This is a genomic window from Pseudomonas sp. JV245A, from assembly GCF_032424515.1.
Classification (GTDB): Bacteria; Pseudomonadota; Gammaproteobacteria; order Pseudomonadales; family Pseudomonadaceae; genus Aquipseudomonas; species Aquipseudomonas protegens.
This window is the reverse complement of record NZ_VYKE01000046.1, coordinates 1-15982: the sequence shown is the minus strand read 5'-3', so window position 1 is coordinate 15982 and position 15982 is coordinate 1. Positions and strand designations below refer to the sequence as shown.

Below are 15982 nucleotides of genomic sequence, written 5' to 3'. Positions count from 1 at the left end.
AATCCGAACAGACAGCGTTCGGTACATAGAGGCCGGCTCAGTGCATGAAACCTTCCATGAAGCCGGCGATCCGGCTGGCCATCCTGCGCCGCCATGGAGCCGAGGCCGGGTTGGCCAGGGTCTGGTCCTCGTGGACGAAGCTGCGAATGATCGCGTTGTAGCCCAGCCAGCGGCACGGCTCCGGCTCCCAGGCCCGCAGGGCCTCCAGGCCACACTCGGGCATGACCCAGGGCTGGTGTACCAGAGGGCTGTCGCGTTCCAGGATCAGGTCCGCCAGGGTCCGGCCGCCGAGGTTGCTGGCGCCCACGCCCTCGCCGCCATAGCCGCCGGACAGGGCGATGCCCTTGCGCCGGTCGCAGAGCATGTGCGGCTTGAAGTGCCGGGACATGCCCAGGTTGCCGCCCCAGGAATGGCTGATGCGCACGTTCTTGAGTTGCGGGAACAGCTCGCCGAACAGGTAGCGGCGCAGTTCCACTTCGTCACGGGTCAGGTCGAAGTCATGGCGCAGCTTGCTGGCGAACTGATAGCCGCCCCGGGCACCGAACACCAGCCGGTTGTCCATCGAGCGCTGGCCATAAGTCACCTGTCGGCTGCTTTCGCTGAAGGCCTGGCCCTGGCTCAGGCCGATTTCTTCCCAGACGGACTCCGCCAGCGGCTCGGTGGCCACCAGCAGGCTTTGCACCGGCAACTGGTAGCGGCCCAGGGGCGGCAAGGTGACCGAATAGCCTTCCACTGCCGGCACTATCCAACGGCTGCGCACCGAAGCCTGGGCCGTCTGCAGGCTGCCGGACTGCCAATGGGTCACCGGGCTGTTTTCATAGAGGGTCACCCCCAGGCGCTCAACCGCCCGGGCCAGGCCGCGCACCAGCTTGGCAGGCTGGATGGTGGCGCAATGCGGGGCATAGATACCGCCATAGGGCTTGGCCAGGCGGATCTGCTGGGCCAGTTGCTCGGGGTTGAGCCAGCGGTAGTCGTCCTGGTTCAGGCCCTGGGCATAGAGCTTGTCCAGATAGTGGCGCAGGCTGGTTTCCTGCTCCGGGTAGCGGGCGGCGCAATACAGCACCCCGCCCTTGCGGTAATCGCAGTCGATGCCCTCACGTTCGATGACATTGGCCACTTCATCAGGGATGCCGTGCAACAGGTCGAAGGAGGCCCGGCGCTGCTGCGGCGACAGAGCGGCCAGCAGCCGGTCCTCTCCCAGCAGGTTGCCCATCAGCCAGCCACCATTGCGGCCCGAGGCACCAAAACCGGCGGTTTGCGCTTCGATCACCGCAATATTCAACTGCGGCGCCTGGCGCTTGAGGTAATAGGCGGTCCACAGCCCGGTATAGCCGGCGCCGATGATCGCCACGTCCAGGTCCAGGTCTTGCGCAAGCTGCGGCCGCGGCAATAGCGGCTCGTCGAGCTGGTCCATCCACAAACTGATACTGCGCCACGCTGGCATGCAAGCACTCCGCAACCCGAATTTCGAATGCGGCGATCCTAGTGCCTGGCCTCAGGGGCTGTCTTGCGCGCGTGCACGCAAAGAAATTTGCTTGGCGTAGGCCTTGGGCGACTGGCCGGTGTGCTGGCGAAAACAGCTGTAGAAGGCCGACAGCGAGTTGAACCCTGCGGCAAACGCCAGCTCGTCGATGCGCAGCGGCGGCGTGGCCTGGTCCAGCGCTGCCAGCAGATGCTGCAGGCGCGCCTGGTTGACGTAGCGGTAGAAGCTCTGCCCCAGCACCTGATTGAGCAGGTAGGAAATCTGGTTGCGGCTGTAACCGCATTCCCGGGACACCCGCTGCAGGTCCAGCTCGGGGTCCAGATACGGCTGCTGGCGCTGGAAATACTGCTGCAGGTCCTCGGCCATGAAACTCAACTGGCGCGGCGACAGCCCCAGCCGGCTGGCCGCCGGGCGCAGTCTGGCGGAGGACTTGCTCGGTGCCGGCTCCCGGACCAGTGAGGCGTACTCGTTGACCCGCCAGATCAGCCCGTCGCGCACGGTGATCGCTTCACTGGAGCGAAATGACACCAGGCCCTGGCCGCCGCGCAGGGTCACCTGGTACTGGATAAACGCGGTATTGCCATCCAGGCGGATGCGATCGCTGTGCTCCAGGGCCTCGTCGGGAGCCCGGGGCATGCTGGCCCGCACGTATTCGCGCAGTTCCTCCAGGCCCAGGGTACGGTTCTGGAAAAAGTCGTTGTACTGGATGTCCGGGTGGTACAGCGCCATTACTCCATCCAGGTCCCGGTGCTTCCAGCACAGGTGGTAGCGCATCACGGTTTCACCGGTGGCCTGGGTGTGCAGCGGCCCGTCATCGGGGGCAGACATAGGTTTCTCGAACAGGAAAAGGCGCAGCTTGCCGAACTTCGCCAAGGGCTTCAACGACCGGCCGCCGGCCAGATACGGCAGCCGCCGGGGGGTGCCTGGGAGATGACATGACTTGCATCAATAATCCGTGAGTGAACCGCCGGACGGTGGGCAAAAAAACTGCGAACCGTCACAAGCCAATGCTATTTTTAAAACCTCAACCGATCGGGTCATTGACGATCCGGTCGTTCCTACCGCGAGCACAAGGAAGCGCTCAATGAATCAAGGTGGGCCACCGATGAACAGAGTCTGGGCCAGTAAAGTCACCTTTCCCAACGCCTGCCAGCTGATGCGCTGGCATTTTCATCCCATGGGTTTCGAAGCCAGCATGGATGCGCCCGGCAGCATGATCGCCCGGCTCTTTGATCGCGCCAGCGGCGAAACCATGATCGCCATCGCCGGCATTCCCTGTGCCACGGTGATGAGCGCTGCGGATGTCGAACGAATAATCGAGGCGGTGGAAGATGAACTGGAGGCCTTTTCCCCGTCCCTGGCACTCAAGGCCTGAAGCCCCGCTGCCTCACCCGAAGCCCGCCTCGCCAGCGGGCTTTTTTCATGTCGCCTGGCGCAAGTCCTGGAAGTACGGCTTGTCTCGCGGTACCCGGTCCGAAGCCTTGGGCGCATTGCCCGAGGGGCCTTCCTGGCGGTCCACATACCAGTAGCAATGCTTGGCGGCCCGGGTGATGCCCACATAGGCCAGCCGCAGGATCTCGTCCTTCTGTGCGCTGTCGTAGGGCTCGGCATCGCCGTCCTTGCCCAACCCGGCCATGCGATAGACCTGGTTCTTGTACGGCGAACTGCTCAGATGCTGGCAGTCGCCCAGCAGGAATACCGCATCCGCCTGCAGTCCCTTGGCGCTGTGATAGGTCAGCTGTTTCAGGCGTCGCGACCCTGGAGGCAGGTTAGAATCAACATTAACTATTTGTGAAATAACGTTTTCAATCAATAACTTATCACTACTTTTTCGAAACAACATCAAGATCGAATCACCCTGCTCATAGTGCTCAGCCAGACGCTGGGCCAGGCCCTGATCATCGCGATCGAGCACCTGCACCGGCCACAGCTCTGTAGCTTCGCCGCTGGCCTTGGCCTTCTTTCCGGCAATGGCCGGCGCCGCGCGGACAATATGCTCCGCGGCATCGATCACATGCTGATGGCTGCGGTAGTTCTCGCTGAGCATGACCCGGGTGGTGCCCGGGGACGGGAACTCCTTGTTGAACTCGATGAAGTACTTGGGCGAGCTGCCCCGCCAGCCGTAGATCGACTGCCAGTCGTCACCGACGCAGAGCAGCGAGGAATGCTGGGCGGCGCGCCCGATGTGCAAGGCGGCGCCTCGGCTGCGGATCGCCGCAAGGCTGGCCCTGATCCAGGAAACGATCTGCGGCGAAACATCCTGGAACTCGTCGATCATCAGGTGTGACATCGGGCGCAGGCAGGCATCGCTGAGCAACTTGAAGTTCTCCGGCGAGCGCTCGCTGAACAGGGCGAACATGCGGTTGTAGCTCATGATGGGCGGCGACTGATCCAGCAGATGGTCCTCCAGCGCTCGCCAGAACAGGCTCAGGGCCTCGAAGAAAAACCGGTCCGGATCGTCCTGGGCAAAACTCATGCCCGCGACGGCATCGCCCACTTCCAAGCCCAGGTTCTCGATAAAGCCTGCGGCGGCGACAAAGCAATCGAGCAGCGGCGCCGACGCCAGCTCGCCCTTGACCTTGTAATCGAAACCCGGACCGCCATTGACCTGGGCCGAAAAGGCGCCGGCAGAACGCTTTGAAGCTTCGTAACTATCAAGCCAAATCAATGGCTTACGGCAAAAAGCTTGAAACAGGGTGCGTTTTACAGCCCACTCCGCCCGCACCGTCAGCTTGGCCCCGGGCCGGGTCAGCTGCGGGCTCTCGCGCGGGTCGAAACCCAGCACCACCCAGGCGTCCAGCTCCGCACAATAGCCATGGCTGTGAAAGGTCGCACCGTTGATTTCGAACCGCTGGCGCTGCGGCTCGATGCCCTTGATCGGCCAGGCGCCCGCGCGAAACCACAGGTCCTCCACGGTGTCGCAGAGTTCTTCATCGCGCTTGGCCGCCAGTTCGGTCACCGCCATGCGCTTTTGCACGTCCGGGTGATCGCGCTCCAGTTCCTTGAGCTGCAGGGCGTGGCGTACCAATGGCTGCAACGCCAGGCGAAAGCGCGGGTCATCGCGGTACAGTGCCTGGTAGCAGGCATTCAGGTGCCGACGCTGGGCGTCGTTGATGCGCAGATCGAATGGGTTGCTGTCCACCTCGTCTTCGCCGCCCTGGAGCCGATCGCTGAGGTTCTCGAAGGCCTGCAGGCGCTCGAAGCCCGGCAGGCTGCGGACCATGGGCAGAATCCGCGAGTGGAAGGTTCGCACCAGCTCCCGGGCTTCCCTGGCGCCCAGTTGCCGCCCCCACAGGGCAAAGACTTGCGTGAGCTTGGTGATGAAGTCCTTGCGCGACTCCCGGGTGAAGGTCACCACGGTCATGGCGTCCAGTTCGAAGCCCAGATAGTGATGCAACAGCAGCAGGCGCAGCACCAGCGAGGTCGACTTGCCGGCGCCGGCCCCGGCGATCACCGCGGTGGCGGGTGTGTCGCTGAAAATCATCTTCCACTGCGCGGCGCTGGGTTGCGCCGCGGCGGGAAGCAGGCGGGCGACATCGGCCTTGAAGCGCTTTTTCAGCTCGGCGCTCAACGGCAGGCGCCAGTCATCGAACAGCCGGTCATCCACCCCGGGCGGGCGGTGCTCGGTGTTGCGGCTGTCGCGGATCAACAGCACCTGGCGGCCTTCCTCCAGCCCCTCGAGCCGGCCTTCCTGGTAGCCGTATTCCACGCCGGCAGTGTGGCCACTGCGAAAGCCATCGGCCTGACCATGCAGCCAGGAAGCCCGATGCTGGGCCCGCAGGCGGTTCAGGCCATGGCCGAAGAAGCGCGCCGCGAGGCGTTTCAACAAGGGCATCTGGGCCAGGGGCAAAAGCTCGGGGGGCAGATCGGGGGTGTGTTGCGACACGCGGACTCCAGGGTGTGAGGCTGAGCGGTAATCTTCGGCGGATTGTTCCACGGTATCCAGCCAATTGCTTGCAGGTCATTAACTTAAGCGATGAACCGAAGGTTTAACACCAGCTTTGCGACAAAATAATCATCTAATTTTACGATTGGATTACGGCATTTTTTGCGCTTTTTATCGATCTATAGCTGATGGAAGATGCTCGCCATCAACCAACGGTTATCGTTTTCTGGCCCGGGTACAACGTGCCATGACGAGCCCTTAATGAGGAGAAGATCATGCTTGAACTCAGACCTTTCAGCTCCCTGGGCGGCGCGCACCATGGCTGGCTGGATGCCCACCACCATTTTTCCTTCGCCGAGTACCATGACCCCAAGCGCATGCACTGGGGCAACCTGCGGGTCTGGAACGATGATGTGATCGCCCCTGGCACCGGCTTCCCCCAGCACCCGCACCGGGACATGGAAATCATCACCTACGTTCGCGAAGGGGCCATCAGCCACCAGGACAACCTGGGCAACAAGGGCCGCACCGAAGCCGGTGATGTGCAGGTGATGAGCGCCGGCACCGGGATCGCCCACAGCGAGTACAACCTGGAAGCCACGCCAACCAAGATCTTCCAGATCTGGATCATCCCCAACCAGGCAGGCTCTGCGCCTTCCTGGGGTGCCAAGCCTTTTCCCAAGGGCCAGCGTGAAGGTTTCGTGACCCTGGCCAGTGGCAAGGCTGGCGATGAGGAAAGCCTGCGGATTCGCGCCGATGCGCGGCTGGTGGCGGCCAACCTGAAGGCCGGGGAAACGGCCGAGTATCACCTGGACGACGGGCGCCGGGCTTACCTGGTTCCGGCGACCGGCGCGATTGAAGTCAACGGCTTGCGCGCCGAAGCTCGAGACGGCGTCGCGGTTGAGAATGAGCCGGTGCTGCGGGTGACGGCCCTGCAGGACAGCGAGATCGTGCTGGTGGATCTGGCGTGAAATACAGCGGCCAATAAAAAGGGGCGACCGTGATGGCCGCCCCTTTTTTTGTCTGACGGGCCCGGAGCGCCGCTCAGTTGCCGCTGATGGCGGTGTCCACCAGGGTCTGGGCTTCCTGCACCAGCTGCTTGAGGTGGTCGTCGCCGATGAAGCTTTCAGCGTAGATCTTGTAGATGTCTTCAGTACCCGACGGGCGTGCGGCGAACCAGCCGTTCTCCGTCATGACTTTCAGGCCGCCAATGGCCTGGTCGTTGCCCGGTGCATGGCTGAGGATCTGCTGGATCGGCTCGCCGGCCAGTTGGGTCGAAGTCACCTGCTGTGGCGACAGCTTGCTGAGCAGGGCCTTCTGCTGCGGGTTGGCCTTGGCATCGACGCGGACCGAGAACGGCTCACCCTGCTCGTCGCACAGGGCGCGGTAGGCCTGGCTCGGATCGCGACCGGTACGCGCGGTCATTTCCGCCGCCAGCAGGGACGGGATCAGGCCGTCCTTGTCGGTGCTCCAGACGCCACCGTCACGGCGCAGGAAAGAGGCACCGGCGCTTTCTTCGCCGCCAAAGCCCAGTGAGCCGTCGAACAGGCCATCGGCAAACCACTTGAAGCCCACCGGCACTTCATACAGACGGCGGCCCAGGCGTGCAGCGACCCGGTCGATCAGGCCGCTGCTGACCACGGTCTTGCCCACCGCGGCATCAGCGCGCCACTGCGGGCGATTCTGGAACAGGTAATCGATGGACACCGCCAAGTAGTTGTTCGGCGCCAGCAGGCCGCCGCTCGGGGTGACGATGCCGTGGCGATCGTGATCGGGGTCGCAGGCGAAAGCCACGTCGAAGCGTTCCTTGAGGCCGATCAGGCCCTGCATGGCGTAGCTGGAGGACGGGTCCATGCGGATCTGCCCGTCCCAATCCACCGACATGAAGCGGAAAGTGGCGTCCACTTGCTTGTTCACCACCTCCAGGTCCAGGCGGTAGTGCTCGGCGATCGCCGACCAGTAGCGCACCCCTGCTCCGCCCAGCGGATCCACGCCCAGGCGCAGCTTGGCGTTGCGGATGGCGTCCAGGTCGATGACGTTGATCAGGTCGGCGACGTAGGTGTTGAGGTAATCGTGGCGATGGGTGGTGTCGGCCTTCAGCGCCTGTTCGTAACTGATGCGCTTGACCCCGGCCAGCTTGGCTGCCAGCAATTCATTGGCCTTGGCTTCGATCCACTTGGTGATGTGGGTGTCGGCCGGGCCGCCGTTGGTCGGGTTGTACTTGTAGCCGCCGCTTTGTGGCGGGTTATGGGACGGGGTGATGACGATGCCGTCCGCCAGGCCCGATGTACGCCCACGGTTGTAGCAGAGGATGGCGTGGGACACCGCTGGGGTCGGGGTGTACTCGTCGCCGGCAGCAATCATCACGGTCACGCCATTGGCCGCCAGCACTTCCAGGGCGCTGGCCCCGGCCGGGGTCGACAGGGCATGGGTGTCGATGCCGACAAACAGCGGGCCGTCGATGCCCTGGGATTCGCGGTACAGGCAAATGGCCTGGCTGATGGCCAGCACATGCCATTCGTTGAAACTCAGATCGAACGAGCTGCCACGGTGCCCGGAGGTGCCAAAGGCCACACGCTGGGTAGACACCGATGCATCAGGCTGACCGGTGTAATAAGCCGTAACCAGTCGCGGGATGTCGACCAACAATTCAGCCGGTGCCGGTTTGCCCGCAAAAGGACTGAGAGTCATGCAAAACCTCTGGAAAAGGATGGTTCGGAAATGGGCCGCAGTTTACTGGCAGTTTGACCGCAGCGCGATGGAATCTATCCCGGCGCCCAGGCCCTTTTATGCAGCAGCCGCTTGCCGGTAAAAGGACTGCCAGGGGAAAAACTAAAAAGCCGGCGCAAGGGCCGGCAAATCGAGGCAATAAAAAACGCCAGGCTTTGCCTGGCGTTGGGATCAGACCGGTTCGACCTGAAGCGCGACCCGTTCGCGGCATGGGCATTCATCCATGTAGCGGTGCGCCTCGACAAACTCGTTGAACGCGAATACCCGGGTCTTCAGGGGGAGCAGCACCCGGTCCGCGGTGAGCTGGTTGATGTCGCGCAACGCACGCTGCAGCGCGACCTGATCCTGGACAATTCCCAACTCCGGCTTGCCAGTGAAGTTGCCGATGCAATGGACGAAGAACTGGATGTTCTTCTGGAACGCCGCGCAGGCCGGGAACGGCGTCTGGTTGCCGCCTTGCAGGCCATAGAGCACCAGGCTGCCACGGGGCGCCAGGACATCGCCGAGCATGGACATCTGCGGGCCGCCCAGGCCGTCGAACACCACGTCGACACCGCGGTTGTCGGTGAGCTTGTTGATCTGCATCAGCAGGTCCTGTTCCTCGGTGACAATCACCTTCTCGGCACCCAGGGACAGCAGGTATTCACGCTCTTCAGCGGTCTTGGTGGCGGCAATCACCCGCACACCCAGGGCCTTGCCCAACTGGACAAAGGACGGCCCGGCGCAATGGCTGGCGTCCGTGACCAGGGCAAACTGCCCCGGCTTGACCCGCGCCAGGTCGGCGTAGGCGAAATAGGCGATCAGCAGCGGCGTGTAATGAACAGCAGCCTCGATCGGGCTGAGAACATCGGGATAACGGGTCAGGGCCGAACGCGGCAGGACGATCAGCTCGCCATACACCGGGTAATCGTTGGGGCTTTCGGCGGGAAAACTCGCCACCTTGTCACCTACCGCCAGGTCGTCGACGCCCTCGCCCACGGCCGTGACCACACCGGCCATTTCGTGCCCGAGGCCCGAGGGCAGGCGCGCATGGGACGACGCCAGGTTCTGCCGCCAGAGCACGTCATACCAGCTGATACCGATGGCTTCGACTCGTACCTGCACTTCGCCTGGCGCAGGCAACGAGGCCGCATGCTCTTCGCATTTGAGCACCTCGGCCGGTCCAAACTTGTGAAAACGAATCGTGCGGGACATCGCAAACCTCGTCAAATTAACCTCTAATGCCGCGAACTTTATCCGGGCTTTGCAAGCAAGACTATCAGTGCCTATTAATAGTCGACATGCCTGGCATTGATTTCGTGCCCTTGAAAATCGGGGCGTACAGCGTGCTCGAACCTTGCCCGGCTACAAACAAACAACATTTAGCCGATGCAGAGTACCAGCCTTTCCCCGTAAGATTCACGCCGGCCATTGTTCCGATATGGTCGCTCCCGTCAAGCTCGCTGACTCTGCCAGGACTCCAGATGAATCGTAATGACCTGCGTCGTGTCGACCTGAATCTGTTGATCGTATTCGAAACACTGATGCACGAACGCAGTGTGACCCGCGCCGCCGAGAAGCTGTTCCTCGGCCAGCCGGCCATCAGTGCAGCCCTGTCGCGCCTGCGCAACCTGTTCGACGATCCGCTGTTCGTGCGTACCGGGCGCAGCATGGAGCCCTCGGCCCGGGCAGTGGAAATCTTCGCCCTGCTCTCGCCGGCCCTGGATTCGATCTCCACCGCCGTCAGCCGCGCCGCCGAATTCGACCCGGCCACCAGCACCGCCGTATTCCGTATCGGTCTTTCCGACGACGTGGAATTCGCCCTGCTGCCGATGCTGCTCAAACGCCTGCGCGCCGAAGCCCCGGGCATCGTGCTGGTGGTACGCCGCGCCAACTACCTGCTGATGCCCGCGCTGCTGGCCTCCGGCGAAATCTCCATCGGCGTCAGCTACACCGCCGACCTGCCGGCCAACGCCAAGCGCAAGGTCCTGCGCCGCAGCCTGCCCAAACTACTGCGGGCCGACACCGTGCCCGGCCCCCTGACCCTGGACGACTTCTGCGCCCGCCCCCACGCCCTGGTGTCGTTCGCCGGGGACCTGAGCGGGTTCATCGATGAGGAGCTGGAGAAGCTCGGACGCAAGCGCCACGTCGTGCTCGCCGTACCGCAATTCAACGGCCTGAGCACCCTGCTGGCCGGCACCGACATCCTTGCCACCGTGCCCGACTACACCGCCGACGCCCTCACCGCCGCCGGCGGCGTACGCGCCGAAGATCCGCCACTGCCGGTGCGAAGTTTTGAGCTGCACATGGCCTGGCGTGGCTCACAGGACAACGATCCAGGGGAGCGCTGGTTGCGTTCGCGGATTCAGATGTTCTTCGGCGACCCCGACAGCCTCTGAGCCTTCCCCAACGGCTCACTGATCTACCGAAACGCCCCCAGACTCCGCGGCCCTGTACCACGTAGGACACCCTTGGACAGATGCTCTGCCCTGTCCTGCCCAGCAGGGTCGCGCACCTGCCCTGCCCCTCAAGGAGTCTGCAGACGGCCACCCCCACGCCTTGAGCCCTTTCACCACCCGCCCCGAGAAAACTTTAGTCGTGCCCGGCAGTGACTTTGGTCGTATTGCGTAACGCCAACAGTATGTTTTGGCGGCCATTTTTTGATCCAGATCAATACTTCGACGGGTTATTCGAAGCGTTCAGCACCTTCATCGACAAGACCTATCAGGCCATCGACCCAGCCTATTAGCCGCCTACGCAAGCGGCCCATAAAATCGCCGGCACACAGCAGAATCAGCACAAGACTTGCCGTTCTATTCCACACGCGTTGTGCCCCCCATTAAAAGAGTGGCCCTTGCCACCTTGCCTGATCACCCGTGATTGAAAAATGCCTGCATAAGGAATGCGTCATGACACTTGGCAGAAGACAGTTCTTTAAACTTTGTACAGCCGGTGCCGTGGCCACCACCGCCGTATCCCTGGGCTTCGCGCCCACCACGGCCAATGCCAGCCAGTCGCGCCAGTACAAACTGCTGCGCGCCAGGGAAACCCGCAACAACTGCACCTACTGCTCGGTCGGTTGCGGCATCCTGATGTACAGCCTGGGCGATGGCGCAAAGAACGCCAAGGCGCGGATCTTCCATATCGAAGGCGACCCTGACCACCCGGTGAGCCGCGGCTCGCTGTGCCCCAAAGGCGCCGGCCTGGTCGACTACATCCACAGTGAGCAACGCTTGCTGTACCCCGAGTACCGCGCCCCGGGCTCGGACCAATGGCAGCGGGTCAGCTGGGATTACGCCATCGAACGCATCGCGCGGTTGATGAAGGACGACCGCGACGCCAACTTCATCGAGAAAAACGCCAAGGGCGTCACGGTCAATCGCTGGCTGTCCACCGGCATGCTCTGCTCGTCGGCCGCCAGCAGCGAGACCGGCTCGCTCGACCAGCGCTTCACCCGCGCCCTGGGCATCCTCGGCACCGACAGCCAGGCCCGGGTCTGCCACGCGCCGACGGTCTCGGCGCTGGCCCCGACCTTCGGCCGTGGCGCCATGACCAACAACTGGGTCGACATCAAGAACGCCAACGTGGTGCTGATCATGGGCGGCAACCCGGCCGAGGCGCATCCGGTGGGGTTCAAGTGGGTGATCGAGGCCAAGATCCGCAATGGCGCCAAGGTCATCGTGGTGGATCCGCGCTTCAACCGCAGCGCCGCGGTGGCGGATATCTACTCGCCGGTGCGCGCCGGTTCCGACGTGACCTTCCTCATGGGCATGGTCAACTACCTGCTCAGCAACGATCGCATCCAGCATGAATACGTGCGCGCCTACACCAACGCCTCGTTGATCGTGCGCAGCGACTACCGCTTCGATGACGGCCTGTTCAGCGGCTACGACGCCAAGGCTCGGCGATACGACCGCAGCTCCTGGGCCTACGAGCTGGACGAACAAGGTCACGCCCGCCGCGACCTGAGCCTGAGCCACCCGCGCTGCGTGCTCAACCTGCTCAAGCAGCATGTCAGCCGCTACACCCCGGAGCGGGTCAGCCAGATCTGCGGCACGCCCCAGGCCGACTTCCTGGAGATTTGCGAGATCATGGCCAGCACCAGCGTGCCGGACAAGACCGCGACCTTCCTCTATGCCCTGGGCTGGACACACCACACCACCGGCGCCCAGATGATCCGCGGCTCGGGCATGATCCAGCTGCTGCTGGGCAACATCGGCATGGCTGGCGGCGGCGTCAATGCCCTGCGCGGGCACTCCAATATCCAGGGCTACACCGACCTTGGCCTGCTCTCGCAGCGCCTGCCGGGCTACATGAACCTGCCGTCCGACAACCAGGCCAGCCTGGCGACCTACCTCAAGGAAACGACCCCAAACGCCCAACTGCCCGGCCAGGTCAACTACTACCAGAACACCCCCAAGTTCTTTATCAGCCTGATGAAGAGCCTGTACGGCGACAAGGCCACCCGTGACAATCAATGGGGCTTCGACTGGCTGCCCAAGTGGGACGAGAGCTACGACGTACTGAACTTCTCCAACCGCATGTATGAAGGCAAGGTCAACGGCTACATCGCCCAGGGCTTCAACCCGATTGCCGCCTTCCCGGACAAGAACAAGGCCGCCGCGGCGCTGGCCAAGCTCAAGTTCCTGGTGATCATCGACCCGCTGGCCACCGAGACTTCGAGCTTCTGGCAGAACCACGGCGAGTCCAACGATGTCGACCCGGCGCAGATCCAGACCGAAGTGTTCCGCCTGCCCTCGAGCTGCTTTGCCGAGGAAAACGGCTCGATCGTCAACTCCGGGCGCTGGCTGCAGTGGCACTGGGCCGGCGCTGCGCCACCCGGCGAGGCCTGGCACGACGGCAAGATCCTCGGCCACCTGTTCATGAAACTACGCGAGCTGTACCGCGGCGAAGGCGGCGCCTGCCCCGAGCAGGTGCTGAATATGGCCTGGGACTACCGCGACCCCTACGACCCCGCTCCCGAGGAAGTGGCCAAGCAATCCAACGGCTACGCCCTGGCCGACGTGCGTGATGACCAGGGCAACCTGATCCTGCGCAAGGGCCAGTTGCTGGACAACTTCGGCCAACTGCGCGACGACGGCAGCACCGCCTGCTTCAACTGGATATTCGCCGGTTCCTGGACCGAGGCCGGCAACCAGATGGCCCGTCGCGACAACGCCGACAGCGGCCTGGGCTGCACCCCGGGCTGGGCCTGGGCCTGGCCGCAGAACCGGCGGATTCTCTACAACCGCGCATCGGCCGACCCGCAAGGCAACCCCTGGGATGCGCAACGCAAGATCATCGGCTGGGACGGCAGTCGCTGGAGCGGCATCGATGTGCCGGACTTCCCGGTCAACCTGGCGCCGGGCACCCAGGCCAACCCGTTCATCATGCTCCCCGAGGGCCTGGGCCGGCTGTTCTCGGTGGGCGCCATGAACGACGGCCCGTTTCCCGAGCACTACGAGCCCACCGAAAGCCCGCTGGCGCACAACCCGCTGCACCCCAACGTCAGCAAGAGCCCCACGGCGCGGCTGTACGACAGTGACCGAACGCGCATGGGCAGCCGCGAGGAATTCCCCTACGTGGCCACTACCTATTCGATCACTGAACTGTTCCGCCACTGGACCAAGCACTCCCGGCTCAACGCGATTATCCAGCCGGAACAGTTCATCGAGATTGGCGAAGTGCTGGCCCAGGAAAAAGGCATCGTCCAGGGCGACCTGGTGCGCGTCAGCACCAAGCGCGGCTACATCAAGGCCAAGGCGGTGGTGACCAAACGCATCCGCCGCCTGCAGATCGACGGCCAGCCGGTCGATACCATCGGCATTCCTTGCCACTGGGGCTACGAAGGTGCAACCCGCAAGGGCTTCCTGGCCAATACCCTGACCCCGGGCGTCGGCGATTCCAACACCAACACCCCGGAATACAAAGCGTTCCTGGTGAACGTGGAAAAGGCCTGACGGAGCAACTGACATGTCCATGCAATCCCAAGACATCATCCGCCGTTCGGCCACCAACGCCTTCACCCCGGCGCCGCGGGCCCGCGATCACCAGGCCGAAGTGGCCAAGCTGATCGACGTCAGCATCTGCATCGGCTGCAAGGCGTGCCAGGTGGCGTGCAACGAATGGAACGACCTGCGCGACGAAGTCGGCCACAACGTCGGGGTCTACGACAACCCCGCCGACCTCAGCGCCGACACCTGGACCCTGATGCGTTTCGACGAGCACGAGAACGAAGCCGGCAAGCTCGAATGGCTGATCCGCAAGGACGGCTGCATGCACTGTGCCGACCCTGGCTGCCTGAAAGCCTGCCCGCAACCGGGAGCGATCATCCAGTACGCCAACGGCATCGTCGACTTCCAGTCCGAGCACTGCATAGGTTGCGGCTACTGCGTCGCCGGCTGCCCGTTCGACGTGCCGCGCATCAGCAAGAAGGACAACAAGGCTTACAAGTGCACCCTGTGCGTTGACCGGGTCACGGTGGGCCAGGAGCCGGCTTGCGTGAAGACCTGCCCCACCGGGGCGATCAACTTCGGCAGCAAGGCCGACATGCTGGTGCAGGCCGCAGAACGGGTCACCGAACTGCAGGGCCGCGGCTTTGCCGGCGCGGGGATCTACGACCCGCAAGCGGTGGGCGGAACCCATGTGTTCTACGTGCTGCAACACGCCGACCAGCCGCAGCTGTACCACAAGCTCAACCCTGACCCGCGCATCAGCAGCGCGATCGAAGGCTGGAAAGGCTGGCTCAAGCCGGCGGCCGCCGTGGCTTTCTTCGCCACCTTGGCCGGTACGGTATTCCACTACATCGGCGTCGGCCCGAACGAAGTCGAAGAAGACCTCAAGGAGAACCCGTGATGAACAAGAACAAGCTGATCCTGCGTACCCGCTTTATCGAGCGCGCCAGCCACTGGTTCATGGTCATCTGCTTCTTCATGGTGGCGTTGTCGGGGCTGTCGTGGTTCTTCCCGTCGCTGAACTGGCTCAACGGCGTGTTCGGCACACCGCAGCTGGCGCGCATCCTGCACCCGTTTCTGGGAACGGTGGTGTTCCTGCTGCTGATGTTCCTGTTCGTGCGTTTTGTGAAGCACAACCTGCCGGAACGCCAGGACGCGATCTGGTTTCGCAACCTCAAGACGGTGCTCTCGGGGGACCACAGCCAACCGCTGCAGATTGGCAAGTACAACGCCGGGCAGAAGATCCTGTTCTGGGGAATCATGGGCCTGATCAGCCTGTTGCTGCTCAGCGGCGTGGTGATCTGGCGGCCGTGGTTCGCCCAGTACTTCAGCATTCCCCTGATTCGCATCGCCCTGCTCACCCATGCCCTGGCCGGGATCTCGCTGATGCTGCTGATCATCGGTCACGCCTACCTGGCGTTCTGGGTCAAGGGTTCGATCCGCGGCATGGTCACCGGCTACGTATCGCGCAGTTGGGCCCGCTCGCACCATGACCGCTGGTACCAGCAGATTTCCAAGAGTGAGAAGAAATGAGCAGCATCAAGCTAACCCCACTGGAGCCCACCAGTGGCGGCGTGGAAGAAATCAGCGCCTTGTTGCTGCCGGACCTGCGCCAGCACTTCAGCCGGCGCGCAGCGCGCCTGCGCCAACTGGCCGAAGGTCACGAGCAGGCCGACTACCTGCGGTTTGCCGCGCGGGTGGCCGAGGCGCAACAGGCGATATTCGAGCGTTCGCCGGTGGCGGCCGAGGAGTTGCAGGCGCTGGTGGCGCGGATCGGTGATGGCGCGCCGCTGGATGTGCAGCGCCTGCCGCGCTCGGCCTATTGGCAAGCGGCCCTTGAGCAACTGATCGAGCACCTGCGCAGGGACGCCAGCGCCCCGCTGACCAAGGCCCTGGACGCCATCGGCGGCATGCCCGCCGAGCAGCGTGAAGCCTGTGCCGAGCAGTTGC

12 protein-coding genes are annotated in these 15982 nt (G+C 63.5%); 7 read left to right on the top strand and 5 right to left on the bottom strand.

The features are described 5' to 3' along the window. Positions 1 to 37: 37 nt before the first annotated feature. Both F6S12_RS14990 and F6S12_RS14985 read right to left on the bottom strand, forming a co-directional pair. A complete protein-coding gene (locus tag F6S12_RS14990; RefSeq protein ID WP_015635771.1) occupies positions 38 to 1444 on the bottom strand; it encodes an NAD(P)/FAD-dependent oxidoreductase in 1407 nt (468 codons plus the stop codon). Positions 1445 to 1495: 51 nt separating this feature from the next. Beyond that, positions 1496 to 2311, bottom strand: a complete 816-nt coding sequence (locus F6S12_RS14985) for a helix-turn-helix domain-containing protein (protein WP_011061511.1) — start codon at positions 2309 to 2311, stop codon at positions 1496 to 1498. Between the two features lie 277 nt (positions 2312 to 2588). On the opposite strand from F6S12_RS14985, the gene F6S12_RS14980 reads away from it, so the two are divergent. Beyond that, on the top strand, positions 2589 to 2858 hold the full coding sequence (locus F6S12_RS14980; RefSeq protein WP_011061512.1) for a DUF1652 domain-containing protein: 270 nt from the start codon (positions 2589 to 2591) through the stop codon (positions 2856 to 2858). 45 nt (positions 2859 to 2903) lie between these two features. Here F6S12_RS14980 and F6S12_RS14975 read toward each other — a convergent pair whose 3' ends face one another. Further along, a complete protein-coding gene (locus F6S12_RS14975; RefSeq protein ID WP_161466285.1) occupies positions 2904 to 5369 on the bottom strand; it encodes a UvrD-helicase domain-containing protein in 2466 nt (821 codons plus the stop codon). Between the two features lie 275 nt (positions 5370 to 5644). Here F6S12_RS14975 and F6S12_RS14970 point away from each other — a divergent pair, with 275 nt between their 5' ends. Next, complete coding sequence (locus F6S12_RS14970; RefSeq protein ID WP_011061514.1) at positions 5645 to 6340, top strand: pirin family protein; 696 nt, start codon at positions 5645 to 5647, stop codon at positions 6338 to 6340. Positions 6341 to 6413: 73 nt separating this feature from the next. Here F6S12_RS14970 and pgm read toward each other — a convergent pair whose 3' ends face one another. Beyond that, positions 6414 to 8060, bottom strand: a complete 1647-nt coding sequence (gene pgm / locus F6S12_RS14965; protein ID WP_152686236.1) for a phosphoglucomutase (alpha-D-glucose-1,6-bisphosphate-dependent) — start codon at positions 8058 to 8060, stop codon at positions 6414 to 6416. 210 nt (positions 8061 to 8270) lie between these two features. Next, entirely contained in the window at positions 8271 to 9293 is a 1023-nt protein-coding gene (locus tag F6S12_RS14960; protein WP_011061516.1) for a zinc-dependent alcohol dehydrogenase family protein, read from the bottom strand. A 269-nt stretch (positions 9294 to 9562) separates the two neighbouring features. Here F6S12_RS14960 and F6S12_RS14955 point away from each other — a divergent pair, with 269 nt between their 5' ends. From F6S12_RS14955 to fdhE, 5 genes are all read left to right on the top strand, one after another. After that, the gene (locus F6S12_RS14955; RefSeq protein ID WP_011061517.1) at positions 9563 to 10477 is read left to right on the top strand and encodes a LysR family transcriptional regulator; all 915 of its coding nucleotides are present in this window, start codon (positions 9563 to 9565) and stop codon (positions 10475 to 10477) included. Between the two features lie 510 nt (positions 10478 to 10987). Beyond that, positions 10988 to 14038, top strand: a complete 3051-nt coding sequence (fdnG, locus tag F6S12_RS14950; RefSeq protein WP_015635776.1) for a formate dehydrogenase-N subunit alpha — start codon at positions 10988 to 10990, stop codon at positions 14036 to 14038. Between the two features lie 13 nt (positions 14039 to 14051). Further along, positions 14052 to 14933, top strand: a complete 882-nt coding sequence (gene fdxH, locus F6S12_RS14945; protein WP_015635777.1) for a formate dehydrogenase subunit beta — start codon at positions 14052 to 14054, stop codon at positions 14931 to 14933. Further along, positions 14933 to 15565 (top strand): formate dehydrogenase subunit gamma, encoded by a 633-nt coding sequence (locus F6S12_RS14940; protein WP_015635778.1) that lies wholly within the window; start codon positions 14933 to 14935, stop codon positions 15563 to 15565. The genes fdxH and F6S12_RS14940 overlap by 1 nt, the downstream gene beginning before the upstream one ends. Further along, a partial coding sequence (gene fdhE, locus F6S12_RS14935; RefSeq protein WP_315869038.1) for a formate dehydrogenase accessory protein FdhE occupies positions 15562 to 15982 on the top strand: 421 nt, incomplete at its 3' end. The genes F6S12_RS14940 and fdhE, both read left to right, overlap by 4 nt.

What these genes read in the sequence shown, in the direction of transcription:
- F6S12_RS14990 (WP_015635771.1), bottom strand. Translation starts at nt 1,444, where the DNA reads ATGCCAGCGTGGCGCAGTATCAGTTTGTGGATGGACCAGCTCGACGAG.
- F6S12_RS14985 (WP_011061511.1), bottom strand. Translation starts at nt 2,311, where the DNA reads ATGTCTGCCCCCGATGACGGGCCGCTGCACACCCAGGCCACCGGTGAA.
- F6S12_RS14980 (WP_011061512.1), top strand. Translation starts at nt 2,589, where the DNA reads ATGAACAGAGTCTGGGCCAGTAAAGTCACCTTTCCCAACGCCTGCCAG.
- F6S12_RS14970 (WP_011061514.1), top strand. Translation starts at nt 5,645, where the DNA reads ATGCTTGAACTCAGACCTTTCAGCTCCCTGGGCGGCGCGCACCATGGC.
- pgm (WP_152686236.1), bottom strand. Translation starts at nt 8,060, where the DNA reads ATGACTCTCAGTCCTTTTGCGGGCAAACCGGCACCGGCTGAATTGTTG.
- F6S12_RS14960 (WP_011061516.1), bottom strand. Translation starts at nt 9,293, where the DNA reads ATGTCCCGCACGATTCGTTTTCACAAGTTTGGACCGGCCGAGGTGCTC.
- F6S12_RS14955 (WP_011061517.1), top strand. Translation starts at nt 9,563, where the DNA reads ATGAATCGTAATGACCTGCGTCGTGTCGACCTGAATCTGTTGATCGTA.
- fdnG (WP_015635776.1), top strand. Translation starts at nt 10,988, where the DNA reads ATGACACTTGGCAGAAGACAGTTCTTTAAACTTTGTACAGCCGGTGCC.
- fdxH (WP_015635777.1), top strand. Translation starts at nt 14,052, where the DNA reads ATGTCCATGCAATCCCAAGACATCATCCGCCGTTCGGCCACCAACGCC.
- F6S12_RS14940 (WP_015635778.1), top strand. Translation starts at nt 14,933, where the DNA reads ATGAACAAGAACAAGCTGATCCTGCGTACCCGCTTTATCGAGCGCGCC.